The sequence below is a fragment of the Streptomyces sp. NPDC055749 genome, assembly GCF_053617235.1.
In genome coordinates this window covers 1-26,770 of sequence record NZ_JBSHFH010000078.1, presented here as the reverse complement: position 1 = coordinate 26,770, position 26,770 = coordinate 1, and the positions used below count along the sequence as shown (strand labels likewise).

General features: G+C 71.2%; 23 protein-coding genes, 1 pseudogene and 1 riboswitch. Of the genes and pseudogenes, 11 read left to right on the top strand and 13 right to left on the bottom strand.

All coding sequences use genetic code 11. The features are described 5' to 3' along the window. Nucleotides 1-161: 161 nt before the first annotated feature. The 3 genes from ACWGO0_RS34890 (at nucleotide 162) to ACWGO0_RS34880 (ending at nucleotide 4,405) form a co-directional block, all read left to right on the top strand. Nucleotides 162-662 carry a GNAT family N-acetyltransferase gene (locus tag ACWGO0_RS34890; protein WP_453544083.1) on the top strand — a complete coding sequence of 167 codons (501 nt, stop codon included), beginning with the start codon at nucleotides 162-164 and terminating at the stop codon, nucleotides 660-662. A gap of 52 nt (nucleotides 663-714) precedes the next feature. Continuing rightward, nucleotides 715-837, top strand: a riboswitch (cobalamin riboswitch). Nucleotides 838-977: 140 nt separating this feature from the next. Continuing rightward, a complete protein-coding gene (locus tag ACWGO0_RS34885; protein WP_453544081.1) occupies nucleotides 978-3,395 on the top strand; it encodes a ribonucleoside-diphosphate reductase subunit alpha in 2,418 nt (805 codons plus the stop codon). 2 nt (nucleotides 3,396-3,397) lie between these two features. Next, nucleotides 3,398-4,405 carry a ribonucleotide-diphosphate reductase subunit beta gene (locus ACWGO0_RS34880; RefSeq protein ID WP_453544079.1) on the top strand — a complete coding sequence of 336 codons (1,008 nt, stop codon included), beginning with the start codon at nucleotides 3,398-3,400 and terminating at the stop codon, nucleotides 4,403-4,405. 14 nt (nucleotides 4,406-4,419) lie between these two features. On the opposite strand, the gene ACWGO0_RS34875 is transcribed toward ACWGO0_RS34880, so the two are convergent. Further along, nucleotides 4,420-4,617, bottom strand: coding sequence for a hypothetical protein (locus ACWGO0_RS34875; protein ID WP_453544077.1), 198 nt, complete (start codon nucleotides 4,615-4,617; stop codon nucleotides 4,420-4,422). Nucleotides 4,618-4,698: 81 nt separating this feature from the next. On the opposite strand from ACWGO0_RS34875, the gene ACWGO0_RS34870 reads away from it, so the two are divergent. Further along, nucleotides 4,699-5,673, top strand: coding sequence for a helix-turn-helix domain-containing protein (locus ACWGO0_RS34870; RefSeq protein WP_453544075.1), 975 nt, complete (start codon nucleotides 4,699-4,701; stop codon nucleotides 5,671-5,673). Nucleotides 5,674-5,962: 289 nt separating this feature from the next. Here the strand turns inward: ACWGO0_RS34870 and ACWGO0_RS34865 are convergent, their stop codons facing one another. The 9 genes from ACWGO0_RS34865 to ACWGO0_RS34825 all read right to left on the bottom strand — a co-directional run bounded on the left by ACWGO0_RS34865 (nucleotide 5,963) and on the right by ACWGO0_RS34825 (nucleotide 14,231). Further along, complete coding sequence (locus tag ACWGO0_RS34865; protein WP_453544073.1) at nucleotides 5,963-6,700, bottom strand: D-Ala-D-Ala carboxypeptidase family metallohydrolase; 738 nt, start codon at nucleotides 6,698-6,700, stop codon at nucleotides 5,963-5,965. A 155-nt stretch (nucleotides 6,701-6,855) separates the two neighbouring features. Continuing rightward, nucleotides 6,856-7,494, bottom strand: coding sequence for a peptide deformylase (gene def / locus ACWGO0_RS34860; RefSeq protein WP_453544071.1), 639 nt, complete (start codon nucleotides 7,492-7,494; stop codon nucleotides 6,856-6,858). Nucleotides 7,495-7,586: 92 nt separating this feature from the next. Next, nucleotides 7,587-8,579, bottom strand: coding sequence for a tetratricopeptide repeat protein (locus ACWGO0_RS34855; protein WP_382727628.1), 993 nt, complete (start codon nucleotides 8,577-8,579; stop codon nucleotides 7,587-7,589). Between the two features lie 91 nt (nucleotides 8,580-8,670). Next, nucleotides 8,671-9,936: an HD-GYP domain-containing protein gene (locus tag ACWGO0_RS34850; protein WP_453544069.1), complete on the bottom strand. Its 1,266-nt coding sequence runs from the start codon at nucleotides 9,934-9,936 to the stop codon at nucleotides 8,671-8,673. Next, a complete protein-coding gene (locus tag ACWGO0_RS34845) occupies nucleotides 9,933-11,324 on the bottom strand; it encodes an HD-GYP domain-containing protein (RefSeq protein WP_453544067.1) in 1,392 nt (463 codons plus the stop codon). Before ACWGO0_RS34845 ends, ACWGO0_RS34850 begins: the two co-directional genes overlap by 4 nt. Nucleotides 11,325-11,500: 176 nt before the next feature. After that, nucleotides 11,501-11,821 (bottom strand): mycothiol system anti-sigma-R factor, encoded by a 321-nt coding sequence (gene rsrA, locus ACWGO0_RS34840; protein ID WP_453544065.1) that lies wholly within the window; start codon nucleotides 11,819-11,821, stop codon nucleotides 11,501-11,503. Then, nucleotides 11,818-12,474: a sigma-70 family RNA polymerase sigma factor gene (locus tag ACWGO0_RS34835; RefSeq protein ID WP_195826154.1), complete on the bottom strand. Its 657-nt coding sequence runs from the start codon at nucleotides 12,472-12,474 to the stop codon at nucleotides 11,818-11,820. Before ACWGO0_RS34835 ends, rsrA begins: the two co-directional genes overlap by 4 nt. A gap of 273 nt (nucleotides 12,475-12,747) precedes the next feature. Beyond that, nucleotides 12,748-13,398 (bottom strand): alpha/beta hydrolase family protein, encoded by a 651-nt coding sequence (locus tag ACWGO0_RS34830; RefSeq protein WP_453544063.1) that lies wholly within the window; start codon nucleotides 13,396-13,398, stop codon nucleotides 12,748-12,750. Nucleotides 13,399-13,415: 17 nt separating this feature from the next. Further along, nucleotides 13,416-14,231 (bottom strand): SOS response-associated peptidase, encoded by an 816-nt coding sequence (locus ACWGO0_RS34825; RefSeq protein ID WP_453544061.1) that lies wholly within the window; start codon nucleotides 14,229-14,231, stop codon nucleotides 13,416-13,418. Between the two features lie 53 nt (nucleotides 14,232-14,284). On the opposite strand from ACWGO0_RS34825, the gene ACWGO0_RS34820 reads away from it, so the two are divergent. The 4 genes from ACWGO0_RS34820 (at nucleotide 14,285) to ACWGO0_RS34805 (ending at nucleotide 17,883) form a co-directional block, all read left to right on the top strand. After that, nucleotides 14,285-14,998: a M50 family metallopeptidase gene (locus tag ACWGO0_RS34820; RefSeq protein WP_453544059.1), complete on the top strand. Its 714-nt coding sequence runs from the start codon at nucleotides 14,285-14,287 to the stop codon at nucleotides 14,996-14,998. Between the two features lie 103 nt (nucleotides 14,999-15,101). After that, the gene (aroA, locus tag ACWGO0_RS34815; protein WP_453544057.1) at nucleotides 15,102-16,436 is read left to right on the top strand and encodes a 3-phosphoshikimate 1-carboxyvinyltransferase; all 1,335 of its coding nucleotides are present in this window, start codon (nucleotides 15,102-15,104) and stop codon (nucleotides 16,434-16,436) included. 4 nt (nucleotides 16,437-16,440) lie between these two features. Next, a complete protein-coding gene (gene rsgA / locus ACWGO0_RS34810) occupies nucleotides 16,441-17,457 on the top strand; it encodes a ribosome small subunit-dependent GTPase A (RefSeq protein WP_453544055.1) in 1,017 nt (338 codons plus the stop codon). Nucleotides 17,458-17,559: 102 nt separating this feature from the next. Further along, nucleotides 17,560-17,883: a DMT family transporter gene (locus ACWGO0_RS34805; protein ID WP_453544053.1), complete on the top strand. Its 324-nt coding sequence runs from the start codon at nucleotides 17,560-17,562 to the stop codon at nucleotides 17,881-17,883. Between the two features lie 14 nt (nucleotides 17,884-17,897). On the opposite strand, the pseudogene ACWGO0_RS34800 reads toward ACWGO0_RS34805, so the two are convergent. Further along, a pseudogene (locus tag ACWGO0_RS34800) lies at nucleotides 17,898-18,509 on the bottom strand (TetR/AcrR family transcriptional regulator); the annotation flags it as partial. Between the two features lie 130 nt (nucleotides 18,510-18,639). On the opposite strand from ACWGO0_RS34800, the gene hisN reads away from it, so the two are divergent. After that, nucleotides 18,640-19,440 (top strand): histidinol-phosphatase, encoded by an 801-nt coding sequence (hisN, locus tag ACWGO0_RS34795; protein WP_453544051.1) that lies wholly within the window; start codon nucleotides 18,640-18,642, stop codon nucleotides 19,438-19,440. Nucleotides 19,441-19,616: 176 nt separating this feature from the next. Continuing rightward, the gene (locus ACWGO0_RS34790; protein ID WP_453544049.1) at nucleotides 19,617-20,018 is read left to right on the top strand and encodes a CBS domain-containing protein; all 402 of its coding nucleotides are present in this window, start codon (nucleotides 19,617-19,619) and stop codon (nucleotides 20,016-20,018) included. 55 nt (nucleotides 20,019-20,073) lie between these two features. On the opposite strand, the gene ACWGO0_RS34785 is transcribed toward ACWGO0_RS34790, so the two are convergent. Together ACWGO0_RS34785 and ACWGO0_RS34780 are read right to left on the bottom strand one after the other, a co-directional pair. Beyond that, the gene (locus ACWGO0_RS34785; RefSeq protein ID WP_453544047.1) at nucleotides 20,074-21,165 is read right to left on the bottom strand and encodes a hypothetical protein; all 1,092 of its coding nucleotides are present in this window, start codon (nucleotides 21,163-21,165) and stop codon (nucleotides 20,074-20,076) included. A gap of 175 nt (nucleotides 21,166-21,340) precedes the next feature. After that, nucleotides 21,341-22,333, bottom strand: coding sequence for a helix-turn-helix transcriptional regulator (locus ACWGO0_RS34780; protein WP_453544045.1), 993 nt, complete (start codon nucleotides 22,331-22,333; stop codon nucleotides 21,341-21,343). Between the two features lie 91 nt (nucleotides 22,334-22,424). On the opposite strand from ACWGO0_RS34780, the gene ACWGO0_RS34775 reads away from it, so the two are divergent. Then, entirely contained in the window at nucleotides 22,425-26,669 is a 4,245-nt protein-coding gene (locus ACWGO0_RS34775; RefSeq protein WP_453544043.1) for a S8 family serine peptidase, read from the top strand. The last annotated feature ends 101 nt before the right edge of the window (nucleotides 26,670-26,770 follow it).

Sequence of the window (26,770 nt, the reverse complement as noted above, 5' to 3'; positions counted from 1 at the left end):
GCCACTGCTCCTGCTTCCGGGACTCCTGGCGTTCCCTGCCTGCGTACCTGGTACGGGGGGGGGCGCGCGCCCGGGCCCCCCCCCCCCCGCCCCCCGGGGGCGCGGCGGCCCGTCGCATATCCGGTACGTCCATCCGGCAGCCATGCGGCACACTCACCCGCATGGACATGTCGATCAGGCGCATCAAGCCCGGGGAGCACGGAACGCTGGGCGAGATCACCGCCCAGGCGTATCTCGGCGACGGGCTGCTGGACTTCGGCGCGGATGATCCGTATCTGGCCGAACTGCGGGCCGTGCCCCGGCGGGACGCCGAGGCCGAGGTGCTCGTCGCGGTCGGGACGGACGGTGCCGTACTCGGCGGTGTCACGTACGCCCCGCCCGGGAACCCCTGGGCCGATATCGCGCAGGCCGACGAGGCCGAGTTCCGGATGCTGGCCGTCGCGGGAGCGGCGCGCGGGCGCGGGGCGGGGGAGGCGCTGGTGCGGGCCTGCATCGACCGGGCGCGGGCCACGGACGGGGTCACCGGCATCGTCCTGTCGACGACGGAGCTCATGGTGGGCGCCCACAGGATCTACGGGCGCCTCGGCTTCGTACGGACTCCGGAGCGGGACTGGGAGCCCCTCCCGGGCCTCGGACTGCTGACGTATCGGCTGGCACTCTGATCCGGCACGACACAACATGTGGGGGCTGCCTGAACGGGCGGCCCCCACATGTATGCTCGTGCTCGCTGTCGCCGCAGGGGAATCCGGTGCGAATCCGGAACTGTCCCGCAACGGTGTGATCGGTGTGCTTTTGCACATCCGAAGTCCGAAGACCTGTCGGCAGCGCGTCCGGCTCGACCGAACCGGACGCAGAGACGTCCGGGCCTCGCGGATGGGCCGGTGGACGCCGCACGCAGTGCTGCCGCCTCCGGGCCCCGCTCTGCCCGGCTGCCCCCGCTCCCCGCTCGGCTCCGAGCCGAGCGAGAGAGAGCACCGGTGACCATCGCGCCAGCCGATCCGGTTTCAGCCGCAGACAACGCCGAGCCGGCCGTCGGGTCCGTACAGGGCACGGCAGCCGTCGAAGCCACGACGGACGGACCCGGGACCGCGCTGCTGCGGACCCTCACCGACCTCACGGCCGATCTGCCCGACACCGACCCCGGCCGCGTCGCCGCCGCCGCGCTGCGCGGCCGTAACGCCCGGTCGGACGAGGCCGAGCTGCGCTCGCTGGCCACGGAGGCCGCCGCCGGCCTGATCTCCGAGGACCCCGCCTACTCCCGGCTCGCCGCCCGGCTCCTCACCCGTACGATCGCGGACGAGGCGGCAGGACAGGGCGCCGTCTCCTTCTCCGCCTCGGTCGCCGTCGGACACCGCGAGGGTCTGATCGCGGACCGCACCGCCCAGTTCGTCCGGGTCCACGCGTCCCGGCTCGACGCCCTCGTCGGCGCCTCGCTGGTGGGCGGCGCGGACGACAGGTTCGGCTACTTCGGACTGCGGACGCTGTACAGCCGCTATCTGCTGCGCCACCCGCTGACCCGTGAGGTGATCGAGACCCCGCAGCACTTCATGCTGCGCGTCGCGGCCGGTCTCGCCGAGGACGAGACCCCGGATGCGCTGGACGAGGTCGCCGCCCTGTACGGCCTGATGAGCCGGCTCGACTACCTCCCGTCCTCCCCCACGCTCTTCAACTCCGGTACCCGGCACCCGCAGATGTCCTCCTGCTACCTGCTGGACTCGCCGCTCGACGAGCTCGACTCGATCTACGACCGCTACCACCAGGTGGCCCGGCTCTCCAAGCACGCGGGCGGCATCGGCCTCTCGTACTCCCGTATCCGCGCCCGCGGTTCGCTGATCCGCGGCACCAACGGGCACTCCAACGGCATCGTGCCGTTCCTCAAGACGCTGGACGCCTCGGTCGCCGCGGTCAACCAGGGGGGCCGCCGCAAGGGCGCAGCCGCCGTGTACCTGGAGACCTGGCACGCGGACATCGAGGAGTTCCTCGAACTGCGCGACAACACGGGCGAGGACCAGCGGCGTACGCACAACCTCAACCTCGCCCACTGGATTCCGGACGAGTTCATGCGCCGGGTCGACTCGGACGGCCGGTGGTCGCTGTTCTCGCCCGCCGACGTGCCCGAGCTGGTCGACCTGTGGGGCGAGGAGTTCGACGCGGCGTACCGCGCGGCGGAGGACGCGGGTCTCGCCCGCAAGACCATGCCGGCGCGTGACCTGTACGGCCGGATGATGCGGACGCTCGCGCAGACCGGCCAGGGCTGGATGACGTTCAAGGACGCCTCCAACCGCACCGCCAACCAGACCGCCGAGCCTGGCCGTGTGGTCCACTCGTCGAACCTGTGCACCGAGATCCTGGAGGTCACGGACGACGGCGAGACGGCCGTCTGCAACCTCGGCTCGGTCAACCTGGGCGCCTTCGTGGCCGACGGGGACATCGACTGGGAGCGCCTGGACTCCACGGTCCGTACCGCGGTGACCTTCCTCGACCGGGTCGTCGACATCAACTTCTACCCGACCGAGCAGGCAGGCCGCTCCAACGCCCGCTGGCGCCCGGTGGGCCTGGGCGCGATGGGCCTCCAGGACGTCTTCTTCCAGCTGCGGCTGCCGTTCGACTCCCCCGCGGCGCGGGCGCTGTCCACGAAGATCTCCGAGCGGATCATGCTCGCCGCCTACGAGGCGTCCTGCGATCTCGCGGAGCGCTCAGGACCCCTGCCCGCCTGGTCAGAGACGCGCACCGCCCGCGGGGTGCTGCACCCCGACCACTACGGCACCGAGCTGAACTGGCCGGAGCGCTGGGACGCCCTGCGCGCCCGGGTCGCGAAGACCGGTATGCGTAACTCCCTCCTGCTCGCCATCGCTCCGACCGCGACGATCGCCTCGATCGCCGGGGTGTACGAGTGCATCGAGCCGCAGGTCTCAAACCTCTTCAAGCGCGAGACGCTCAGCGGTGAGTTCCTCCAGGTCAACGGCTATCTGGTCGACGAGCTGAAGCGGCTCGGCGTCTGGGACGCCCGCACCCGCGAGGCGCTGCGCGACGCCAGTGGCTCGGTGCAAGGCTTCGCCTGGATCCCGGAGGACGTAAGGGCGCTGTACCGCACGGCGTGGGAGATCCCGCAGCGCGGACTGATCGACATGGCGGCGGCCCGTACGCCGTTCCTCGACCAGAGCCAGTCGCTGAACCTGTTCCTGGAGACGCCGACGATCGGCAAGCTGTCCTCGATGTACGCGTACGCCTGGAAGCAGGGGCTGAAGACGACGTACTACCTGCGTTCGCGCCCGGCGACCCGGATCGCGCGCGCGGCCTCCGCGGCCCCGATTCCCGTGCAGGCAGCCGCTCCCGACGCGGACGCGATCGCCTGCTCCCTCGAAAACCCCGAGTCCTGCGAGGCGTGCCAGTAATCATGAGCGACAAGAACCTTCTCGACCCGGGCTTCGAACTGACCCTGCGGCCCATGCGCTACCCGGACTTCTACGAGCGCTACCGCGACGCGATCAAGAACACCTGGACCGTGGAGGAGGTCGACCTCCACTCCGACGTCGCCGACCTCGCGAAGCTCTCGCCCGGCGAGCAGCACATGATCGGCCGGCTCGTCGCGTTCTTCGCGACGGGTGACTCGATCGTCTCCAACAACCTCGTACTGACGCTGTACAAGCACATCAACTCCCCCGAAGCACGGCTGTACCTGTCGCGGCAGCTCTTCGAGGAGGCCGTGCACGTCCAGTTCTATCTGACGCTGCTCGACACGTATCTGCCCGACCCGGACGACCGCGCGGCGGCGTTCGACGCGGTCGAGGAGATCCCCTCGATCCGCGAGAAGGCGCAGTTCTGCTTCAAGTGGATCAACGAGGTCGAGAAGCTCGACCGGCTGGAGACGAAGGCCGACCGCCGCCGCTTCCTGCTGAATCTGATCTGCTTCGCGGCGTGCATCGAGGGGCTGTTCTTCTACGGCGCGTTCGCGTACGTCTACTGGTTCCGCTCGCGCGGGCTGCTGCACGGTCTCGCCACGGGCACCAACTGGGTCTTCCGGGACGAGACGATGCACATGAACTTCGCGTTCGAGGTGGTGGACACCGTCCGCAAGGAGGAGCCGGAGCTCTTCGACGACGAACTCCAGCAGCAGGTCACCGACATGCTGAGGGAGGCCGTCGACGCGGAGCTCCAGTTCGGCCAGGACCTGTGCGGCGACGGGCTGCCCGGCATGAACACCGAGTCCATGCGCGAGTACCTCCAGTGCGTCGCCGACCAGCGGCTCACCCGGCTGGGATTCCCCGCGGTGTACGGCTCCGAGAATCCGTTCTCGTTCATGGAGCTCCAGGGCGTCCAGGAGCTGACCAACTTCTTCGAGCGCCGGCCGTCCGCCTACCAGGTGGCGGTGGAGGGCTCGGTCGGCTTCGACGACGACTTCTAGATCCTCTGGATCCTCTAGATCCTCGCCCAGGACCGGATGTGGGGGCGCCGCGTGGCCTTGACCGGCCGCGCGGCGCCCCCCGCGCTCTGTTGCCCTTCCGTTCCCCTCAGCTCACGGTCGATCCGGCGCTCCCGCGCGAGCCCCACGAGCGCGGGCAGCAGGACGAGGGTGAAAAGTGCGGCTGTGCCCAGGTAGTTCACGAATGTGTTCATGCCTCTACTGTCGTCCGTCGAGGCGGATTCCGGCAGTGGCAGGACTGACACACAGCATCGAATTACTGCCACACTGTCGTCATGCTGAAAAATGTCGCCGCTCTGCTCCTCGACGAGGTGCACCCCTTCGAACTCGGCGTGCTGTGCGAGGTCTTCGGACTCGACCGCAGCGACGAGGGCCTGCCGGTCCACGACTTCGCGGTGGTCTCCGCCGAGGGTCCGGTCCTGCGGACCCACGCCGGATTCACCATCAGCACGCCGTACGGCCTGGACCGGCTGGACGAGGCCGACCTCATCGCCGTACCGGCGGGCAGCCACTTCATGCAGCGGGAGTACCCGGAAGAGGTGCTGGACGCCCTGCGCCGGGCCGTGGAGCGCGGCGCGCGGGTGCTGAGCGTCTGCTCCGGCGCGTACGTCCTCGGCGCGGCCGGACTGCTGGACGGACGGCGCTGCACCACGCACTGGCGCCACGCCGCCGAGCTGGCCCGCCGCTTCCCCCGGGCGATCGTCGAACCCGATGTGCTGTACGTGGACGAGGGCCAGGTCATCTCATCGGCGGGCACGGCGGCGGGCATCGACGCCTGTCTGCACCTGATCCGGCAGGAGTACGGCCAGGAAGCCGCCAACACCCTCGCCCGCCGCATGGTCGTGCCGCCGCACCGCGACGGCGGGCAGGCGCAGTACATCAAGCGCCCGCTGCCCCGCACCTCGTGCGACAGGGTCGGCGGCACGCTCGCCTGGATGGAGCGCCACCTCGACCAGGAGATGACGGTCGAGCAGCTCGCCGCCCAGGCGTGCATGTCGCCGCGCACCTTCGCACGCCGCTTCCAGCAGGAGACCGGGACCACCCCGTACCGCTGGCTGCTGCGGCAACGGGTGCTGCTGGCCCAGCACCTGCTGGAGACCTCCGACGAGACCATGGACACGATCGCCGGCCGGACCGGCTTCGGCAACGCGGCGGCGCTGCGCCACCAGTTCGTACGCTCGCTCGGCACCACTCCGAACACCTACCGCCGGACCTTCCGCGGACCGACAGCGATGCCAGAAGTGGCCTGACCTGCAACAGATCTGACGTCTAAGCATCAAGATCACACGAGCGCCACGTGCACAGTCAGAAGCCGCCGGCTTCGCCGGTGAGCCGGCGGCGCAGGTTGTGACGCTTTGTGATCACGTTGATAGTGCGGCTCGGACCTCAAGGGAGAACGGCCAGCGCCTGGACGCCTCGCGCGGCAAGAGGTACCTGGGCGCTCCGCTGGAGGTCGGCGCCGAGCTCTCGGCCGGCTGACACACCCCTAGGGCCCCGTCCGGATTCACGGTCCCGGACGGGGCTCCTGTTCGCGTGGGCTCAGATGCCGCAGCTGGACGCCGACCAGAAGTGGCTGGGCCCCTGGTTGACGTGGATGTGGTCACCGTGGCCGGGGTAGCCCGGGCCGAGAATCCCGTTGAAGCCGTGGTTACGGGCCTGCTTGGCGATGGTGCACAGGGAGTGCGGTCCCGAGCCGAGGTCGACGGCGTCGCCGTACAGATGGCGGCTGTTCGAGGCCCCGCCGACCGCCGAGTTGCAGGAGTAGGACCGGAAGCCGCTGGTGACCCGGATGGACTGGTCGCCGAGCGCGTGCCGGAGCGCCTCCAGCTTCCACATCGAGCTCAGGGCGTTGGCTTTCGCCGTGCCCGCGGCGACCGCTCCGCCGGCCCAGGTGCTGTTGCAGTTGTTGAGCTCGGGGTACGTGAAGTGGATCGGGGTGCAGTCGTCGTCCTGGAGCGCGTAGAGCTTGGACTGCGTTGCGGGACCGGCGACGCCGTCGGCGGCGAGGCCGTACGCGGACTGGAAGCGCTTGACCGCGGCGGTGGTGGCCGGGCCGTACGAGCCGTCGATGCCGAGCACGGCGTTGTATCCGGGGTAGCCGGCCACGCGTATCTGGAGCTGGGTGACATCGTTGCCGGTCGCTCCGGCCGAGAGGGTCCTGGTCCAGGTGAAGCAGCCGTCGGCCTGTGCGGGACCGGCGGTCAGTACGGCTCCGCCGATCGCGAAAGCCATGGCCATGACAAGGCTGAGCAGGGCGTGTGCGCTACGTCTGAGCATGGGGGAACTCCCTACACGGTGAGGTGTTGGGGTGAGACTGTCGGACGAGTCGACGCGCGTCAACTACGCCTGGAGGAACAGAAGTTGCACCGAAGGAAGCGGGCCCCGTCCCCGGTCGTACCGGAAACGGGGCCCGATCGCAGCAGGCTGACGTCTCAGCCGTTGGAGACGACCTCGTAGCGCGGCGTGCCCTCGGCCATCTGCCGCAGCGCGTCCTTGCGGTCGCGCTTGGAGAGCCGGTCGATGTACAGGTAGCCGTACAGGTGGTCCGTCTCGTGCTGGAGGCAGCGCGCGAAGTAGCCGTTGCCCCGCACCCTGACCGCGTTGCCCTTCGCGTCCTGCCCGCGCACGACCGCGTAGTCGGGGCGGGCCAGCGCGGCGTACGCCGTCGGGACGGAGAGGCAGCCCTCGTTGGCGTCGTCGAGGATGCGGTCCTCGGGAGGCAGCTCCTCCAGGACCGGGTTGCAGATCGCGCCGACGTGCCGCACTCCGTCGTCGTCCATGCAGTCGTAGACGAAGACCTTGAGGTCGACGCCGATCTGGTTGGCGGCCAGGCCCACGCCCTCGGCCGTCCGCTGGCTGGCGAACATGTCGTCGATCAGCCGGCCCAGCTCGTCGTCGAACGCGGTGACGTCCTTGCACTCCTTGTGGAGCACCGGGTTGCCCACGACCGTGATCGGCCGCGAGGTGCCGCGCTCGCGGTACGCCGCCTCACGCGCCTCGCAGTCCTCGGTGTCGACGAGGAATCCCTCGTCGTCGACGCTGATCTGCTCGTCCGTCTCCTGCTGCGACATGTCCGCCGTACGCCTTCCTGCAAACCTGAAACCCGTGAACTTCGGGATAACCGGCACCGGAATTCGGTGCCCGTACAGCCTACGGGCACCGGTCAGCAGACTTCTTCGAGATCCCGCCACTCGCGGCTGTCCGGACTGTCCGCGACCCAGCCGTCCAGCAGCCCGCGCACCAGGCCCGCCGGTGCCGCGAGACCGCATTCGCGCTCCGGCACCCACAGGTCGCCCGCGGTGCGGTGGCCCAGCGGCCCCGGGTGGCCCGGTTCACTGTGATCATGCGGATCGAGGTGCTCGCCGTCGCCCTCGTCGCTCTCCATCCGGCTCTCCGAGCAGGCCCGGCACAGCAGCCGTACGGATGACGACCAGTCCTCGGCGGCGAACCCGGCGTCGGACGCCAGCTGCTCCAGCGCGTCCCGGTCCGCCTCGGTGGCGGCCTCCAGGAGCACGACCCAGGTGGGTACGGGAGAGGGCGCCCACAGCTCGATCTCGTCGAACACGGGGTACGAGGGCCCGGCGGCGGTGACCCGCTCGCCGTGCGGCACCCCGTCGTGCAGGACGACCTCGCCCCAGCGCCGCCCGGACGAGGGCAGCGGAATCGACAGCACTTCCATCCGGGCCGGGTCCAGCCTGCGGCCCCAGACGACCTCGGACTCGCCCTCGGGCGACAGCCGGACCGCCGCGCTGCCCAGCTCCATGCCGAGCGGCTCGCTGGTGGCCGCGGCGCTGTGCTGCCCGTTGCCCGGGACCTTGAGCCCGTACGCCTGCCAGGCCCTGCGGGCCAGTGGCCAGTCCTGGAGCGCGGTGGCCGCGATCCCGACGTTCCACCAGTCGGGGGCCCCGGACTCCCGGTCCAGGAGCGCGACGGCCCGCAGGCCCGCGGCTCTCGCCTGCTCCCAGTCGTGCCTGAATTTGTGCAGCAGCGCCAGATTGAACCAGGACTCGGAGAGCCAGGGTTCCAGGTCAACCGCGCGTGTCAGCAGCGCCCCCGCGTCCTCGTACCGGCCGTCGCCGATCAGCGTGAACGCGCGGTCCGTGGCCTGCCGCCAAGAGGCGGATGGCCGATGCCGTACCTTCCCGAAGATCCTCACGATTCCCGCCTGTCCCGACTGGACACCCTCGTTTTCGCTCTACTTTCGCATCCAACCATGCCCGGCCGGACGCCCGCTCATTACCCATGGGTTACCCAGCCCGGAGCTGGGTCAGACCGCCCCTTGCCAGGACTGCCGCCAGCGCTTCCACAACCTGCGGCTGATAGTCGCGGCCGGTGCCCAGTCTGAGTTGTTCCAGGGCGCCGAGCGGCCCGATGGCACTTTCCCCGCACAGGTCGTCGTATGCGTTGACCGCCCGGACAATCCTGGCGGTGAGGGGCTGCTCCCGGTACGGGTCGGCCTGCTGCTCCACCACCACCGCGACCGCGGTGGCCACCCCGGTCTGGCGGACCACCGCCCCGCCCAGGAGCGCGATACGGCGCTGATCGGCGGCCGGGAGGGTGGCGGTGGCCCCCTCGGACACCGGGTCCACGAGCGAGAGCTGACCGATGTCGTGCATCAGCGCCGCGTACTCCAGGACGGTCAGCTCGGACCCGGAAAGGCCGAGCTCACGGCCCACGGCGGTGGAGAGCTCGGCGACCCGGCGGGCATGCCCGTGCGGGGTGTAGCCGGCGATCTCGGTGGAGCGGGCCAGTGAGGCGATGGTCTGCCGGTAGGTCGTACGGACCGCCGCGTACCTGCGGTAGGACACCTGGGTGAGCAGCAGGGGTACGCACAGGACGGGCAGCGCCCACAGCCCCGCCACGGCCACCCCGATCGCCATCACCGCGCCGGTCGCGCAGACCGCCGAACCGATGCCGATGAGGGCCCGCAGCTCGTCGCGGAGCAGGGGACCGTACGGATAGCGGGTGCGGGAGTGCAGCAGCAGGGCGGCGAGCACGGCGTCGCACAGGGCGGTCAGGGCCAGCAGCAGAAGCAGGAAGAGCGCGAAGTACGGGCCCTCGCCGAACCACAGGACGGTCTGGCCGGAGTTGTAGAGGGGCTGGAAGCACACGGCGGCGAAGCCGACGGTCAGGATGCGGCGGGCGGCCAGGTCGGCTCCGGGGCCGCTGCCGCGCGCCACATGGGGCACGGCGGCGACGAGCTGGGCGGCGACGACGACTGTGACCACCTGGAGGGCCCCGTGCGTGGTGGGCTCACCGCCACTGCGTCCCAGCAGGGCGTACGCGAGGGCTCCGGCGGCCCCGAGGGGTGCGGGCTCCCGCTCCCCCGGCAGGGCGCCCCAGCGCGCCAGCTCGCCGGTCACCACGAGGGCGGCGAAGGCGAGGGCGTGCCCGGGCTCTGCGATGCCGTACCAGAGGGTGTGGGCGAACGCCGCGACGGTGAGGACGAGCGCGGCCCCCCGGACGGCCGTCACTGCGGGGCGCACACCCCGCCACCGCCTCTGCCACCTCACCCGGGACGCTCCACGGACGTACGGAGCCCGTCCGCCGGTTCGGGGCCTGCCTCCCTGGGCCCCGGCACCGCCACCTCGTCCGCCGTGACGGCCGTGGTCGCCGCCGACCACCCGTGCCGCGCCAGCCCCCGCGCCAGCGCCCCCACCATCTGCGGATCGAACTGGGTGCCCGCGCACCGTTCGAGCTCCGCGACAGCGGCGGGAACGGGCCGCCCCCGCCGGTAGGACCGGGTGGACGTCATCGCGTCGAAGGCGTCGGCGACGGCCACGACCCGGGCGAACTCGGGGATCTGGCGCCCGCTGAGGCCGTACGGATAGCCGCTGCCGTCGAGCCGCTCGTGGTGGTGCAGGATCGCCGCACGCGCCTCGTCCAGGAATCCGATGCCCCGGACGATCTCGTGCCCGTACTCCGGATGCAGTTCGATGACCCGGCGCTCCTCCGGTGTGAGCGGACCGTCCTTGCGCAGGACCCGGGTGGGGACGCCGAGCTTGCCGACATCGTGGAGGATCCCGGCGAACCGGAGCGCTTCGAGCCGGCGCTCCTCCATGCCGAGTTCGCGGGCGATCAGGACGGAGGCCCGGCCCACCCGCTCGCTGTGCCCGCGGGTGTACTTGTCCTTGATGTCGACGGCCTGCACCAGCGCCCTGATCGTCGCCCGGTGCGCGGCGTGCTCGCGGTGGTACTGGGCGAACACCCAGCAGGAGATGTACATCGGCAGCAGGACGAAGAGCGCGGACAGCGGTCCGTACGAGCTGCGCCACAGGACGGCCATCATCAGCCCGGCGAGCGCGTGCACCAGGTGCGGTCCCAGCGAGTGCGGAAGCAGTCCGCGCCAGGCGTGCCGGGCGGGCCGCCGCTCGGCCGCGACGAGGATGCAGCCGTCCAGCGCGGTCAGGACGAGGCTGAAGACGAGGGCCGCGGCGCAGGCGGGCAGCAGGGCGTAAGGAAAGTCCGGCGCACCGGAGACCCCACCGCCGCCGCCACCGCCGAGTGTGCCGGGGCCGCCGAGCGCGGTGTGGGTCCACGAGGCGGCCCAGACGGTGAGCGAGAGCTGCGCGGCCCGCCAGATACGGCGGGCGGCGAAGGGCGGCTGCTCCACCCGGCCGACGAGCGAACCGGGGACGGACACGAGGGCCGCGGCGGCCGGGGGCAGCAGGAAGGCGGCGGCGAGCAACAGCGGAAAGAACGATCCGGCGCTGATCGGCACGGAACTGCCGAAGAAGGGGCAGCGGCCGGGAAGTTCACAGACGAGATAGAGCGCCGTGAGCAGGACCAGCGTGCCCCAGGGCGTGCCGGCGCCAGGGGCCCACACGGGCAGGGAACACAGAAGGGCGCAGACCACCGCGCCCAGAATGCAGGCGCGTGCCGCCCCCGGTGTGCTCCTCACCCGTACCGCCCGCCCCCCGCGTGGTCAATGGAGGCGCCAGGCTAGCGAGTTGAAAGGGCGGCCGAGCCCCGATGAGTCCGATTAGCACATTCGGGTGATAGGAGTGGGGCTCAGGTGATACGCCCGAGGGCACGCCGTGCGACGGCGTGCCCTCGGATACTGCGGTGGTGGTGCGGTCAGTCCGCCGCGGGCGCCGGCATGGCCGCGCTGTCGATCGACAGGTCCTGCTCGGGGACCGCCTGTCCCGAGCGGATCAGGTCGATCCGGCCCATCACCTTCGAGCGCAGATCGGTCGGGACATCGTCCTGGCCGCAGCAGCGCTTCACCAGCTTCTTCACGGCCTGCTCCAGGCCGTACTTCTCCAGGCACGGGGAGCACTCCTCGAAGTGCACCTCGAACTTCGTGCAGTCGCCCTCGGGCATCTCATGGTCGAGGAACTCATAGAGATGATCGAGAACCTCTGAGCAATCCGTCTCGTGCGGCTCTCCGCAGCTCATGAGGCCGAGCCTTTCCGATCGTCCGACTCACCGGCACCGGCGGGGACGAGCCCGCGCTCACGGGCGTAGTCCTCCAGCATGCCGCGCAGTTGCCGGCGTCCGCGGTGCAGTCGGGACATCACCGTACCGATGGGAGTCCCCATGATGTCCGCGATCTCCTTGTAGGCAAAGCCCTCTACGTCCGCGAGATAGACGGCGATGCGGAACTCTTCGGGGATCGCCTGGAGCGCGGCCTTCACGTCGGAGTCCGGCAGGTGGTCGAGGGCCTGGGACTCGGCGGAACGCAGACCGGTCGACATGTGCGACTCGGCGCGCGCCAGCTGCCAGTCCTCGATCTCCTCGGCCGCACTGCGCTGGGGCTCGCGCTGCTTCTTGCGATACGAGTTGATGAAGGTGTTGGTAAGGATGCGGTACATCCACGCCTTGAGGTTGGTGCCCTCACGGAACTGGTGGAAGGAGCCGTACGCCTTGGCGTACGTCTCCTGGACCAGGTCCTCGGCATCGGCCGGGTTGCGCGTCATGCGCAGCGCGGCCGAGTACATCTGGTCGAGAAAACCGAGGGCGTCCCGCTCGAAGCGTGCGTTCCGCTCGGCGGTCGTCTCCTCTGCGCGGCCGTCGTCGGTCCCTGTGTCGGTCCCAGTGACCGGACCCACCTCCTCCAACGATGTGGCGGAGCCGAAACCGGACCCGCTCGAATCGGAGAATAGTCGACCTTGGTTCGAGGCGGGCTGTCGATCCGGTCCGCTCAGTGCCCGCTCGGGAGCGGTCTTCGCCGCATGCAGCACCGTCCACTCCAGGTCAGCGGTGTTCGAGCGGCGCGGGCAGATGGTCGAACCCATGCGACGGACTCCCTCTCCACAAACGACGTAGTTGTACCGACGTCCCGAATAACAGTGGCCCCTCACTCATCATTCCCGGGGTGTACGTCACATCAGCGAAGTCAGCCACCGGGTCGCCGCGCCGGTGATGACGGCCATCACCTGATCCTCGTTCAGCCCCGACCTCTTCGGTACGGCGAAGGCGTGGTCCCCGTACTCCACCCCGGCGAGTTCGTACTCCCCCGCGGGGAATTCGGCGGGCCGGCCGAAGGGGTCGTTGCCGCCCTGGACGACAAGCGTGGGCACCCCCGCCCCCAGGAGTTCGTCCGCACGGGACTTCTCCGGCCTGCCAGGAGGGTGCAGCGGGAAGCTGAGTGCGAGGACTGCGTGGGCGCCGAGCTCCGACGCCGTACGGCAGGCGACCCGGGCGCCCGCGCTGCGCCCTCCGGCGACGACCGGCAGGCCGGGCGCGGCCAGTGCGGGCCACAGCCCCCGCCATCCGGTGTCCAGGGTCTTGGGCGCGGGCGCGAGCTTCTTCCCTGCCACCCGCCACGGCTGCTCCACCAGGGCGACGGCCACCCCCTCGCCGGGCAGCGCGGCGGCGAGCGCCTTGAGGTCCCGGGCCTCGATCCCGCCGCCCGCGCCGTGCCCGAGGGCGAGCACGAGGCGGGCCTTCGGGGGAAGCGCCCAGGTGATCCGGGCGGTCCCGGCGTCCGTGTCGACGGTCTGCACGTTCTCTGTACGGCTCACGGAGGTCATCCAATCAAGCAGAAGCCTCAGAACAGCGTCCCCACCTCCGGCGCCGCCAGCTCCTCCAGCAGCTCGGCCCCGTTGTTGCGGACGTTGCTGACCGCCGTGGCCACCGGATAGGCCCGCATGAGCCCCCCGGGCGGCGGGGTCAGCAGCCCCTTCAGCTCCTCGGCATCGGTGCGCGAGGGATCCAGCCACGCATCCCACCGGTCCGGCATCAGCATCAGCGGCATCCGGGGGTGGATATCGGCGAGCGCTGCTGGCCCCTCGGCCGGGGCGACCGCGAGCGGCGAGGTCTCCGCCTCGGTCGTGATCACCGAACAGGTCACCCACCAGGCCTGGGGGTGGTCGTCGGGAAGGGTCCGGTCGCGCCAGAACTCGTACAGCCCGGCCATCGCGAAGACCGATCCGTCGGCGGGCGTCACGAAGTACGGCTGCTTGCGGGGCCGCTTCTTCCTGCCCTTCTCCTCCAGCTGACGTTCATCGGCGCCGGTGACCCACTCGTAGTAGCCGTCGGCGGGCAGGATGCAGCGCCTCGACGTGAAGGGGCGGCGGAAGGACGGCTTCTCGTGCACCGTCTCGGCGCGGGCGTTGATCATGCGCGCGGCACCCTCGGGCGACTTCGCCCAGGAGGGTACGAGTCCCCACTTCAGGGCACGGAGCTGGCGAACCGGGCGTTGATCGTCCGCGTCCTTCACAGGACGTTCCAGTACGGCGTAGACCTCTTTGGTCGGCGCCACGTTCCAGTCGGGCTCAAGGGCCTCGGCCGGTTCCCACTTCTCCACCCCGAAGAGCCCGGTCAGATCCTCGGGCCGCCGACTCGCTGCATACCGTCCGCACATAAGTGCCAGACTGCCACGACCTCCCGTCACGAACGCAAGGAGCCGCCCGGCCTATGGACAGCACCGATCTGGGCGATCTGTGGAACCGCGTCTTCGGCACCCAGCCGCTGCCCGAGCAGTGGCTGGTGGTCGTGACCGCCACGGCCGCCCTCGTCGCCGTCGTACCCAATCTCATATGGCGGCTGTCGCGGAACGCGATCACCATCGCGCACGAGGGCGGCCACGGACTCGTCGCCCTGCTCACCGGGCGGCAGCTCTCCGGTATCCGGCTGCACTCGGACACCAGCGGGCTGACCGTGAGCCGCGGCAAGCCGACCGGGATCGGCATGATCCTCACGGCCGCCGCGGGGTACACCGCACCTCCGCTGCTCGGCCTCGGCGGGGCGTGGCTGCTGGTCAACGGCAGGATCACTTTGCTGCTGTGGCTGGCCACGGCGCTGCTCGCGGTGATGCTGGTGATGATCCGCAATGTGTACGGGGCGCTGACGGTGATCCTCACCGGCGCGACCTTCCTGCTGGTGTCCTGGCTGGCCTCGGCCGCGTGGCAGTCGGTCTTCGCGTACACAGCGGTCTGGTTCCTGTTGCTGGGCGGCGTACGTCCGGCCTTCGAGCTGCAGTCCAAACGGAGGCACGGCGGTGCGCCGGACTCCGACGCGGACCAGCTCGCGCGGCTCACGGACGCACCGGCGGCACTCTGGCTGTTCCTCTTCCACGCGGTGTCGCTCTGCTCGCTGATCGGCGGCGGGCGCTGGCTGCTCGGGCTGTGACGGCCGGCGGCGCCCCGCGGCTTGTACCACCCTCACGTTACGGCCTGGTTTCCACCTATTTGACCTAGATCTGGGTTTGCAGGAAGCCACTAAAGTGAGGGCCATGACCGAAAGTTCCGTGCACCCCGCCCTCTGGCCCGCCCCCCACGCGAGCGGGGCCGTCGACGCGACCGTCACCGTGCCCGGATCGAAGTCGGTCACCAACCGGGCGCTCGTCCTCGCCGCCCTCTCGTCCGAGCCGGGCTGGCTGCGGCGCCCGCTGCGCTCGCGCGACACCCTGCTGATGGCCCAGGCGCTGCGCACGATGGGCGTCGGCATCGAGGAGGGCGTCGGCCCCGACGGCTCGGGCGAGGCATGGCGCGTCATCCCGGCGGGGCTGCACGGACCGGCCACCATCGACGTCGGCAACGCCGGAACGGTCATGCGCTTCCTGCCGCCCGTCGCGACCCTCGCCGACGGCCCCATCCGTTTCGACGGCGACGCCCGCTCCTACGAGCGCCCCCTGCACGGCGTGATCGACGCACTGCGCGCCCTCGGCGCCCGGATCGACGACGAGGCGCGCGGCGCGCTGCCGATGACCGTCCACGGCGCGGGTGCGCTGGACGGCGGTCCGGTGGAGATCGACGCCTCCTCGTCCTCCCAGTTCATCTCCGCCCTTCTGCTGTCGGCCCCCCGCTTCAACCAGGGTGTCGAGGTACGTCACACGGGCTCGACGCTCCCGTCCATGCCGCACATCCGGATGACGGTCGACATGCTGCGGACCGTCGGAGCCCAGGTCGACGAGCCGGAGACGGGCGGCGAGCCCAATGTCTGGCGCGTCTCCCCCTCGGCGCTGCTCGGCCGCGATCTGACCGTCGAGCCGGACCTCTCCAACGCGCAGCCGTTCCTCGCCGCCGCGCTGGTCACCGGCGGCAGGGTCACCGTCCCCGACTGGCCGCTGCGCACCACCCAGCCCGGTGACGCGCTGCGCGAGATCTTCACCGCGATGGGCGGCAGCTGCGAGCTGACCGAACGCGGGCTCACCTTCACCGGCTCCGGCCGCATCCACGGCATCGACGTCGACCTCAGCGAGGTCGGCGAGCTGACTCCGGGCATCGCGGCCGTCGCCGCACTCGCCGACTCCCCCTCCACCCTGAGCGGCGTGGCCCATCTGCGGCTGCACGAGACGGACCGGCTGGCGGCGCTCACCAAGGAGATCAACGAGCTCGGCGGCGACGTCACCGAGACCGCCGACGGCCTGCACATCCGGCCGCGCCCGCTGCACGGCGGCACCTTCCACACGTACGACGACCACCGGATGGCCACGGCCGGTTCGATCATCGGCCTCGCCGTTCCCGGCGTGGAGATCGAGAACGTGGGCACGACCGCGAAGACCCTGCCGGACTTCCCGGAGATGTGGACCGCGATGCTCGCGTCCACCGGAACGCTCGGGGCCTGACGACATGCGCCGCTACGGCAAGAACCCCGACGAGGACGACATCCGCGTCCGCCCCAACCCCAAGGGCAACCGGCCACGTACGCACACGCGGCCCAAGCACGAAGAGGCCCAGGACGGCATGGTCCTCACCGTCGACCGGGGCCGGCTCACCTGCCTCGTCGACGGTCGTACGGTGCTGGCGATGAAGGCCCGCGAGCTGGGCCGCAAGGCCGCCGTGGTGGGCGACACCGTCTCCATCGTCGGCGACCTGTCCGGCGACAAGGACACCCTGGCCCGCATCGTCCGTATCGGCGCGCGCCGCTCGGTGCTGCGGCGCACGGCCGACGACGACGATCCGTACGAGCGCGTGGTCGTCGCCAACGCGGACCAGCTGGCGATCGTCACCGCTCTCGCCGATCCGGAACCGCGCCCGCGCATGATCGACCGCTGCCTCGTGGCGGCGTACGACGGCGGACTCACCCCGCTCCTCGTGCTCACCAAGTCGGACCTGGCCTCGCCGGACGCGCTGCTCGCCGCGTACACGCCGCTGGGCGTCCCGTACATCGTCACCAGCCGTGAGGAGCTGGAGAACGGCGATGCGGCAGAGATCGTGCGCGAGCAGCTGAACGACCGGGTCACCGCGTTCGTCGGGCACTCCGGGGTCGGCAAGACCACCCTGGTCAACGCCCTGGTACCGAAGGACAAGCGGCGTACGACCGGTGTCGTCAACGCGGTCACGGGCCGGGGCAGGCACACCACCACGTCGGCGCTCGCACTCCCTCTTCCGGACGCGCGCGGATGGGTGATCGACACCCCCGGGGTGCGCTCGTTCGGGCTGCACCACGTCGACCCGTCCCGGGTGATCCTGGCCTTCCCGGACCTGGAGCCCGGCACCGAGAACTGCCCGCGCGGCTGCACCCACGACGACCAGCAACCGGAATGCGCGCTCGCCGCCTGGGTGGCCTCGGGCCACGCCGATCCGGCACGGCTCGACTCACTGCACCGGCTGCTCGCCACCCGGGAACGGCGCGAGGGCGACTGAGGGACCTGCGCGACTCGCGCACGTTTGCGTGCTCCCACGACTGGTAAGTGCATAATCGCACCGAGTGAGACGAAGCAGTCACTACGTGGGAGGGAACCGGCGATGGCGTGGCTGCTGGTCGTGGTAGCGGGGCTGCTGGAGACGGGCTTCGCCGTGTGTCTGAAGCTCTCCCACGGATTCACCCGGCTCTGGCCGACGGTCGCGTTCTGCGTCTTCGCTCTCGGCAGCTTCGGACTGCTGACGCTCTCGCTGAAGAAGCTGGACGTGGGCCCGGCCTACGCGGTGTGGACCGGAATCGGCGCCGCCGGTACCGCGATCTACGGGATGATCTTCCTCGACGACGTGGTCTCCACGCTCAAGCTGGTCTCGATCTCGCTGGTGATCCTCGGCGTGATCGGCCTCCAGCTCTCCGGCTCCTCGCACTGACCGGCCTGCCGGAACGGCTGCCGCGCCACCGCCTCGCGCACCAGCGGCGCCGGGTCTCCCGCCTCCGCGTCCGCGCGGGCCGACGGGACGAGGGCGTACGAGAGCGCGAGTCTGAGAGCGATCTCGCAGGTCACCGCCAGCTCCGCGGTGTCGCGGCCCGGCCGCCCGTCCCCCAGGACGGCCACCGCACGGTCGCGTACGAGGGCCAGCAGCTCGGCCGGGCTCGGCATCGCGGCGTCGGCACGGCGCTGGGCGGGCACCGCCGACGACGGGACGGTCCGTGACGGCGGGACAGTGCTTACGGGGCGAGGCAGCCGCTCACTACTGAGGCCGGTCAGTAACGCCCTGACCAGTGCGTTCGTCCGGGCGCAGCGGACGGTCCAGAGGGCTACGGCGGCCGGTCCCTCCCCGCCGTCCAGTGCTCTTTCGACCCCGGCGAGATAGCCGTCGGCAGCGCGCCGGATCAGTGCGCGGGCCAGTCCGTCCTTGCTGCCGAACTCGTTGTAGAGGGTCTGCCGGGACACTCCCGCACCGGCCGCGACGTCGACCATCCGCACGGCCGCCCAGGGCCGGCCGGCGACCGCCGCGAGGGCGGCGTCCAGCAGGGCTTCGCGCGCTGTCGCCATCGCCGCCTCCCACACCCGGGGACCCGCGATTCAGAGTTGACGCGCCGCCGCACCCTGTCAAGAGACCTCGCACCGCTTCGCTGCCCGGGGCCCTGTAGCCCTGGTGGGTGGCTGTGGATACTGTGACGACATGCCCGATTACCACGATGACCTGCGCCTTGCCCACGTCCTGGCGGATGCCGCCGACGCGGCGACCATGGACCGGTTCAAGGCTCTCGATCTGAAGGTCGAGACCAAGCCGGACATGACTCCGGTGAGCGAGGCCGACAAGAATGCCGAGGAGCTGATCCGCGGCCATCTGCAGCGGGCCCGGCCACGCGACGCGATCCTCGGCGAGGAGTACGGGCTCGAGGGCACCGGGCCGCGGCGCTGGGTCATCGACCCGATCGACGGCACCAAGAACTACGTACGCGGTGTGCCCGTGTGGGCGACGCTGATCTCGCTGATGGAGGCCGGGGAGAACGGCTTCCAGCCCGTCGTCGGCGTGGTGTCGGCCCCCGCGCTGAGCCGCCGCTGGTGGGCGGCGAAGGGCGCCGGAGCGTTCTCCGGCCGCAGCCTGACCTCCGCGACCCGGCTCCACGTGTCGAAGGTCGAGCGGATCGCGGACTCCTCGTTCGCGTACGCCTCGATGACGGGCTGGGAGGAGCAGGGCCGGCTCGACGGCTTCATGGACCTCACCCGTGCCTGCTGGCGGACGCGTGGATACGGGGACTTCTGGCCGTACATGATGGTCGCCGAGGGTTCGGTGGACATCTGCGCGGAACCCGAGCTCTCCCTGTGGGACATGGCCGCCAACGCGATCATCGTCCAGGAGGCGGGCGGGAAGTTCACCAGCCTGGACGGGGTCTCCGGCCCCGGCGGCGGAAACGCGGCGGCCTCCAACGGGCTGCTCCACCACGAGCTGCTGGGCTATCTCAACCAGCGCTACTGAGGACAGGACGCGGCCGGAGGCGCGCGACGCCCGAGGGGCGCGCTCTCGCGCGCCCCTCGGCCGTTCCCGCCCACCCCTTGTTGACTGCGCCCAAGGGTGCAACTCTGAGAGTCCCCCCACTTGTGAACTTGTGAATCGGCTCACAGAGTCGGCTCACCGAGGAGGTGGCTCCCTTCATGCTCGTCCGAGACGCCATGAGCACGATGGTCCTCACCATCGGCCCGACCCACACCCTCCGCCAGGCAGCCCGGCTGATGTCGGCGCGCCGCGTCGGAGCAGCCGTCGTCCACGACCCGGACACCTGCGGGCTCGGCATCATCACCGAGCGCGACATCCTCGACGCGATCGGCGCGGGGCAGGACCCCGACCGGGAGACCGCGTCCGCCCACACCACCACCGACGTGGTCTTCGCCGCCCCCACCTGGACCCTCGAAGAGGCAGCGGAGGCCATGACACACGGTGGTTTCCGGCATCTGATCGTGCTGGACAACGACGGCCCGGTGGGCGTCGTCTCGGTGCGCGACATCATCCGCTGCTGGGCGCCGGCCCGGCGTCACCCGGTGGAGCTGGTCAGCTGAGCGGCCCGCACGGCAGGCCGGCCCCGCGTAAGGGAGCCGGCCGGCCGCGCACGCGCTACTTCGCCCGGTAGGCGTCGATGACCGTCTGGGTCAGCGTGTTGCCCTGCCGGTCGGTGACCTCGGCCTTCAGAGAGACCGTGGCGCCCGCCTCCGGGGTACGGAGCAGCAGCTTCCCGTGATGGACGGCGACCGTCCTCCAGGTCGTTCCGCCGTCGACCGACGCGGAGACCTTCAGCGACTTCGTGTTGCCGTCCGCCGCCGCACCCTCGACCGTCACGGGCACCGCCAGCAGCCGGCCTGCGGGTGCCGAGGAATCGAGACCGAGCCGCGGGGTGAAGCGGACCGTGGAGACCGGCAGCATCGTCGGCGAGGCCGCGGTGTCCGAGACGAACGTCCACTCGGCGTCGATCCGCGTGGAGACCGCCGCCGTCAGCGCGGGCACCGCCGAGGTGGTCAGCCGGTACGCGGCCTTCCCCGCCGGGACGGTGAAGCGGACGCCCGTCGGCGGGGCCGCGACGGTCCCGACCGGTTCGCCGTCACGGTAGAGCGTGGTCTTCGTCGCCCCGGCGTCCCACACCGTGGCGCCCGTGTGGCCGGCGCCGTCGGCGAACATCGGGAACGCGGCCGTGATGGCGTCGCCCGAGCGCTGCACGCCCGCCGTGACTCCGTTCACCCGCGGCCCGAACACCCCGATGTTGTAGTCGAGGCGATATCTCCGGCCCGCGGTGAAGGTGCGCCCCGGGTCGTTCTGCCGCAGTCCCAGCTGACCGTTCGCGTCGGCCTGACGCGCCTGGAGGTCCCAGGTGAGCTCCGCACCGGTGTTGAGGTACATCCGGTACGCGGCGGGGAGCGGGTTGACCACGGCGTCCGCGGGCACCACCAGGGTGTGGCCGCCGGTGCGGCGGACCTCCACCGGTATGCGCTCGCGGCCCGGCGCCCGGTCGATGACGACCGGCTGCCCCTTGCCGTCGACGGCGACACGGTCACCCGTGACGAGGATGACCCAGCGCTCGGCCACCGCATCGGCGGTCTGCCGCGGCTGCTGCGCGGCCACGGCCGGCGAGGAGATCATCCCCGCCGTCAGGCCGATGACGGCCGCGGCGGCGATGACCGCTACGCCCGATCTTGGTGCGTTGGTGTTCAACATGCCTCCAGGTGCGGTCCGTTCACATATGAAGAGGTGAGACACCCCCTCGGACCGCCACGCAGTATTCGGCTCGGTATACCGAGAACACCAGAGGCGCGTGTTAATTCGCGGTCACAATCGTCGAATCACATCCACCAAAACTCCAAGAACTCACACCTTTGCCCGAGTTCGGGGCTCAGGGGCCGACAGGACCACTCGTCGGTTCCGTGACCGACGGGCCCTCGATCCATCCCCGCCGCGCGGCGATCACCCCGGCCTGGAAGCGGTTCGCCGCCCCCAACTGCTCGTGCAGTCTGCTGATCCGGCGCCTCATCGTCCGTACCGACCACCCCAGCTGACGGGCGATCGCCTCGTCCTTCAGGCCGCTGACCAGCAACGTCAGCATCTGCCTGTCCTCCGCGCCCAGCGGGTCGTCGGCCGGGGCGTCGAGCGGCGTGGCAGTTCGCCAGCACATCTCCCAGTAGTCGATCAGCCCGTCGAGCAGCGCCGAGGGGCGGATGACGGCGGCGCGTACGTTCTCCGTGAAGTCCAGGGTGAGCGGCATCAGGGCGAGCCTGCGGTCCGCTATCGCGAGCTTGATCCGCAGTCCGGGCAGCACGCGGGCGTGCTCGCCGTGCGCGACGAGTTCCCGGATGTCACCGAGCACACCGGGCCACTCCAGGGCCTCGGGTGCGTACACCGCGCGGTAGCGCACACCGCGCGAAAGGGCGGCGGACTCCACGGGGTTGGAGGTGGTGAGGGCGTACGGCGGCCGGTCCAGCGTGATGACCTCGGTGCGCGCCTCCTGCTGGAGCCGTACGAACCACCGGCCCAACGCCTCGCTGCCGTCGATCACTTCGACCTGCTCCGAGCTGCCGCGCCGGGCCGTCGCGAAGAGCCGTGACAGCTCGCCGGCCGCCGCGCGCACCCCGTCGAGCTCGGCGGTCCTGGCCCGCACCAGGGCGTCGACCGCCCCGTTCGGATCGATCGCGGCATAGCGGCGACGGCTGCCCGAAAGGCGTCCGACCAGGCCTTTCTCCCGGAGCCTGTCCAGTGCCCTGCCGGTGCGCTCGGGTGTGGATCCGAGGTCGGCCGCAATGTCCGCGGGGCCTGCGGTGTGCCGGACCAGGATGGCCCGGTAGACACTCTCGTCGAACGGGTCGATACCGGCTGCGGTGAGTTGTGACATGCGGCGGATCATGGCCCGTGTGTGCCAGTGACAGCAATGGGCCAGGCCAAATCGTTGCCCCGACCCCGCCGCGGCGATTAGTCATCTCCTCATGGCAATCCCTCGGGTTCCCCGTTCACCCCGCACCGTCCGAAGATCGAGCCGGTCCGACCGGCGCGCACTGACCACCGGCATCGCCCTGACCGCCGCGCTCGGCGGACTGCTCGCAGCGGCGCCGACATCCGCGACCGCGACCCCGGGAAGCGACCCGGCACAGCGGGTGATCGTGACCCTGAAGGGCGCGGCGGCGTCCGCGAACGGCGCCGGGCTCCGGTCGGCCGACGCGGACGGCATAGCCTCGGCGCGCCGCGACGTGGCCGGCCGGCAGCAGTCGTTCCTCGAAGGAGCGAAGCGCGCCGGCCTGCACCCGGCCTCACCCCGCAAGCTGAACCTGCTGGTCAACGCGGTGGCGGTGACGGTCAAGGCCTCCGAGGTCGAGGCACTGCGGGCGCTGCCCGGGGTGGTCTCCGTCCAGCCGGACGCCAAGGTCAGGATGTATACCAACGACAGCGTGCCGCTCATCGGCGCGCCGGACGTCTGGAAGCGCAAGGACCCCGGCGGCAAGGGGGCCGACGGCACCGGCATGACCGTCGCCGTACTCGACAGCGGGGTCGACTACACCCACCCCGACCTGGGCGGCGGCTTCGGCGATGGCCACAAGGTGGTCGCCGGGCACGACTTCGTCAACGGCGACGGCGACCCGATGGACGACAACGGCCACGGCACGCACGTCGCCGGGATCATCGCCGGAAAGGCCGCGTCCAAGGGCGGAGTGACCGGCGTCGCGCCCGGGGCCGACCTCACCGCGTACAAGGTGATGAACGCCAACGGCGAGGGCATCACCTCTGACATCGTTGCCGGGATCGAGGCCGCGGTCGACCCGGCCAACCCGCACCGCGCCGATGTGATCAACCTCAGCATCGGCGGTTACGGCGACGGCGGCGACCCGCTCGGTCTCGCGGCGACGGCCGCCACCCGGGCCGGAGTCGTGGTCGTCGCGGCAGCGGGGAACGAGGGCCCCGGCGCGGGCACGGTCGGGACGCCCGCGGCGGCCGACGGCGTGATCGCGGTCGGCGCGTCCGTCAGCGGGCTGCGCCTGCCGGGCGCCTCCTACCCGGACGGCGAGAAGATCCAGACGTACCGCGGTGTGCTGTCCGCCAACCCGCCCGCGAAGCCCCTGCCCACCGAGCTGGTCGACGTCGGCCAGGGCGCCCCGGAGGACTGGGACCGGGCCGGTGACCTCACCGGCAGGGCCGTACGGCTCGAAGTGCCGGTTTCCCAGCAGACGCAGGACGTCACCACCTGGGAGATCGAGCAGGCCCGCGAAGCCGAACGGCGCGGCGCCGTCGCACTCATCGGCGGCACGTCGGGCGGCGGCGGCCCGGTCCTGTCCGTGCCCGACGGCCGGGCCTCGGACGCGTCCGCCGATCCGCTCCAGCTCCCGGCGGACAGCGCGGGCGTCCAGGAGTCCGGCGACTCGATGCGGATGGACTCGCTCGTGCTGCTCGGCGTCGACTCGACGCAGTACGCCGAGCTCTCCAGGCGTCTGGCTGCAGGAAAGGTGCAGATCAACCTCACCGGCACGGATGTGACGGACCGGATCCCGTCGTTCTCCTCGCGCGGCCCCGACCTGGGCTGGAACCAAAAGCCCGACCTCGTCGCGCCCGGCTACGACATTCTCTCCACGGTCCCCGAGTCCGTGTACGCGCCCGGCTACTACCGCCTGTCCGGTACGTCGATGGCCGCCCCGCACGTCGCGGGCGCCGCGGCCCTGATCCGCCAGCTTCACCCGGAGCAGACCCCGGACGAGGTCCGCTCCGAGCTGGTCGGCAGCACATCGAAGGTGGCGGACGGCGAACCGACGAGCTACGGCTCAGGACGCCTCGACGTCCCGGCCGCAGCGGACGCGGCCGACGCCGGGATCACGACGACACCGAGCTCCCTGTCCTACGGCCTCGCCGACACGGCGCGCTCCACCGTCGGCGGAACACGCGAGCTCACGGTGAACAACGCCTCGGACGAGGCCCGTTCGGTACGCCTCCGGGTCAGCGGCGACGCGACCGTATCCCCGCGCACCCTGCGCGTCCCGGCGGGAGGCAGCGCCGTCGCGACGGTGACCGTGCGTGCCGACCGGCCTGCGGGCGAGGCCGAGATCAGCGGCGAGGTGACCCTGACACCGGCCGGCGGCAAGGCCGTGCGGGTGCCCTATCTCCTCGTCGTGCGGCAGCTCTTCGTGCAGGTGGGCCCCGACCCCAGCGACGGCAACTCCGGCGTCGTGATCTTCACCCCGGCGCCGCTCGCCGAGGCCCCCGTCGTGACGGTGAAGCCGCCGCACGGCCGCAGCTACGCGATCAGGTCGACCCTGCGCTCCGGCAACGTCTACGAGGCGCGGGTGACCGGGGCGGCCGAGGGCACCCACCTGGTGTCCGTCCGGGCCCGGACCACGACCGGGCAGACCCTGCGCGGCAGCGACGGATTCGAGGTGACACCTGCCGACAGCCGGCACAGCCGCTGGACGCCGATCGGTCCGTACGACGAGAGCGGACAGATCACCGTCGCGGCCAACCGGCCGGGCCGGGCCGCACTGACCCAGGGCGGGAAGACCGGCCCCTGGGTCACCGACGACGGCGACGAATGGCGCCAGCTGGACCGGCTCCCGGTGACCGACCAGACCGGCACGGGCAGCCTGGTCATCGACGCGAAGGACGCCGACCGCTGGTGGTACACGGTCAACAGCGCGAGCAACTTCCCCCGTACGTCCTCGATCCTGCGCACCGAGGACGCGGGCCGCACCTGGCAGACCCTGGACACTCCCGATTCCCTGATCACGCAGCTCATCTCCGATGAGCGCACCCGCACCCTGATCGCGGTCACCGAGGGCGGGCTCCAGATCAGCACGGACGGCGGCGACCACTGGTCGTCCGGACCGACCGGCGTACCGGGCACGGTCTACCAGGCGGCGATCGGCGGCGACACCCTGTACTTCGCCACCGGCGACGCGGTGTGGGCCCGCACCGGAGTCGCGTCGGGCGTGCTCGGCGAGGCACGGCAGGTGTACGACTCCCAGGGCGGCCCGACCGTCGAGATCGCCGCGGACAGCGGAGTCGTGGCGGCGTATGTGATCGGTACGGGTGTCGTCGGCTCGCACGACGGCGGCGCGACCTGGTCGACGCTGGTCGACGAGGGCTACGGCGTCAACGGCCTCACCGCGAGCGGCGGCGACCTCTATCTGGGTACGTACGACGGCATCCGGGTCGGTCGCGACCACGGGCGCGACTGGTCGCTGCTGCCGGGCGTGAGCACCTCGTCCGTGCTGACCGACGTCGACCGCTGGAGCGACGGCTCACTGACGTTGTCCGCCAGCAGCAACGGCATCTACCGGGGCACGGCGGAGGGCAAGGACTACCGGCGCATCGGCATCCAGGGCGGCACCATCGCCGACCTGGCCGTCAGCGGCGACGTCCTGCTGGCGGCCGACGACGTCGGCACCCAGCGCACCACCGTCCCGGCCGCGGACCCCGACTGGGGCACCACGGGCGGCGAGGGCACGGTCGGCAGCGGTACGTCGCGGCTCGCCGTCTCGCCGCAGGACTCCAGGGTCGTGTGGCGGACGCAGGCGGACGCGTTCGGCGGGTTCTCCGTCGAGCGCAGCGGGGACCGGGGTCTGACCTGGGAGGAGAAGGGCCGCAGCGGGGGCACGGTGACCAGCCTCGCCGTGCACCCGGCCGACCCCGACCGGATCCTCGTCGGGTACGGCAACCAGCAGAGCACGGGCCTGTTCAGCACCACGGACGGCGGTGCGACGTGGAAGAACCTGCGCCACGACACGTACTTCACCTATGTCTCGGGTGACCCGGAGAGCCCGCGGAAGCTGCTGCTGGGCGCACCGGACGGTCTGTACCGCTCGGACGACGGCGGCGCCACGGTCACCAAGGTGGCGGACGGCCCGGTCGACACCATCGAGCGCACGGGTTCGAAGCTGCTGATCGGGGGCGACACGATCCGCGTCTCGGACGACGGCGGGCGGACGTTCCGCACGGGCGACACCGGTGAACTGCCGGTGCGCGTGAGCGACATCGTCGAGGTCGGCAACACGCTCTACGCGGCGGCCACCGCCGTGTGGGAGACGGCGCTGCCGCGCGGCGGCCGGGGCGTGCTGCGCTCCACCGACGGCGGACGGAGCTGGCAGAACATCTCCACCGGGCTCCAGAACCTGGACGCCACCCGCCTCGCGACGGACGGCCGCCGGCTGTACGTCGGCACGGTCCAGGGGGGTGTGCACCGGCTCACCCCGTGACGGGAGAGCACCACACGGGTGCGGGGTGGGACAGCGGATCCGCTGTCCCCCCCCCCCCGGATGTAAAAAAAAACAAACACCACCCACCACCCACACACAAC

Bases quoted from the DNA above. Each gene is read 5' to 3' on its own strand.
- ACWGO0_RS34890 (WP_453544083.1), top strand. From the start codon at position 162: ATGGACATGTCGATCAGGCGCATCAAGCCCGGGGAGCACGGAACGCTG.
- ACWGO0_RS34880 (WP_453544079.1), top strand. From the start codon at position 3,398: ATGAGCGACAAGAACCTTCTCGACCCGGGCTTCGAACTGACCCTGCGG.
- ACWGO0_RS34875 (WP_453544077.1), bottom strand. From the start codon at position 4,617: ATGAACACATTCGTGAACTACCTGGGCACAGCCGCACTTTTCACCCTC.
- ACWGO0_RS34870 (WP_453544075.1), top strand. From the start codon at position 4,699: ATGCTGAAAAATGTCGCCGCTCTGCTCCTCGACGAGGTGCACCCCTTC.
- ACWGO0_RS34865 (WP_453544073.1), bottom strand. From the start codon at position 6,700: ATGCTCAGACGTAGCGCACACGCCCTGCTCAGCCTTGTCATGGCCATG.
- def (WP_453544071.1), bottom strand. From the start codon at position 7,494: ATGTCGCAGCAGGAGACGGACGAGCAGATCAGCGTCGACGACGAGGGA.
- rsrA (WP_453544065.1), bottom strand. From the start codon at position 11,821: ATGAGCTGCGGAGAGCCGCACGAGACGGATTGCTCAGAGGTTCTCGAT.
- ACWGO0_RS34830 (WP_453544063.1), bottom strand. From the start codon at position 13,398: ATGACCTCCGTGAGCCGTACAGAGAACGTGCAGACCGTCGACACGGAC.
- ACWGO0_RS34825 (WP_453544061.1), bottom strand. From the start codon at position 14,231: ATGTGCGGACGGTATGCAGCGAGTCGGCGGCCCGAGGATCTGACCGGG.
- ACWGO0_RS34820 (WP_453544059.1), top strand. From the start codon at position 14,285: ATGGACAGCACCGATCTGGGCGATCTGTGGAACCGCGTCTTCGGCACC.
- aroA (WP_453544057.1), top strand. From the start codon at position 15,102: ATGACCGAAAGTTCCGTGCACCCCGCCCTCTGGCCCGCCCCCCACGCG.
- rsgA (WP_453544055.1), top strand. From the start codon at position 16,441: ATGCGCCGCTACGGCAAGAACCCCGACGAGGACGACATCCGCGTCCGC.
- ACWGO0_RS34805 (WP_453544053.1), top strand. From the start codon at position 17,560: ATGGCGTGGCTGCTGGTCGTGGTAGCGGGGCTGCTGGAGACGGGCTTC.
- hisN (WP_453544051.1), top strand. From the start codon at position 18,640: ATGCCCGATTACCACGATGACCTGCGCCTTGCCCACGTCCTGGCGGAT.
- ACWGO0_RS34790 (WP_453544049.1), top strand. From the start codon at position 19,617: ATGCTCGTCCGAGACGCCATGAGCACGATGGTCCTCACCATCGGCCCG.
- ACWGO0_RS34785 (WP_453544047.1), bottom strand. From the start codon at position 21,165: ATGTTGAACACCAACGCACCAAGATCGGGCGTAGCGGTCATCGCCGCC.
- ACWGO0_RS34780 (WP_453544045.1), bottom strand. From the start codon at position 22,333: ATGTCACAACTCACCGCAGCCGGTATCGACCCGTTCGACGAGAGTGTC.
- ACWGO0_RS34775 (WP_453544043.1), top strand. From the start codon at position 22,425: ATGGCAATCCCTCGGGTTCCCCGTTCACCCCGCACCGTCCGAAGATCG.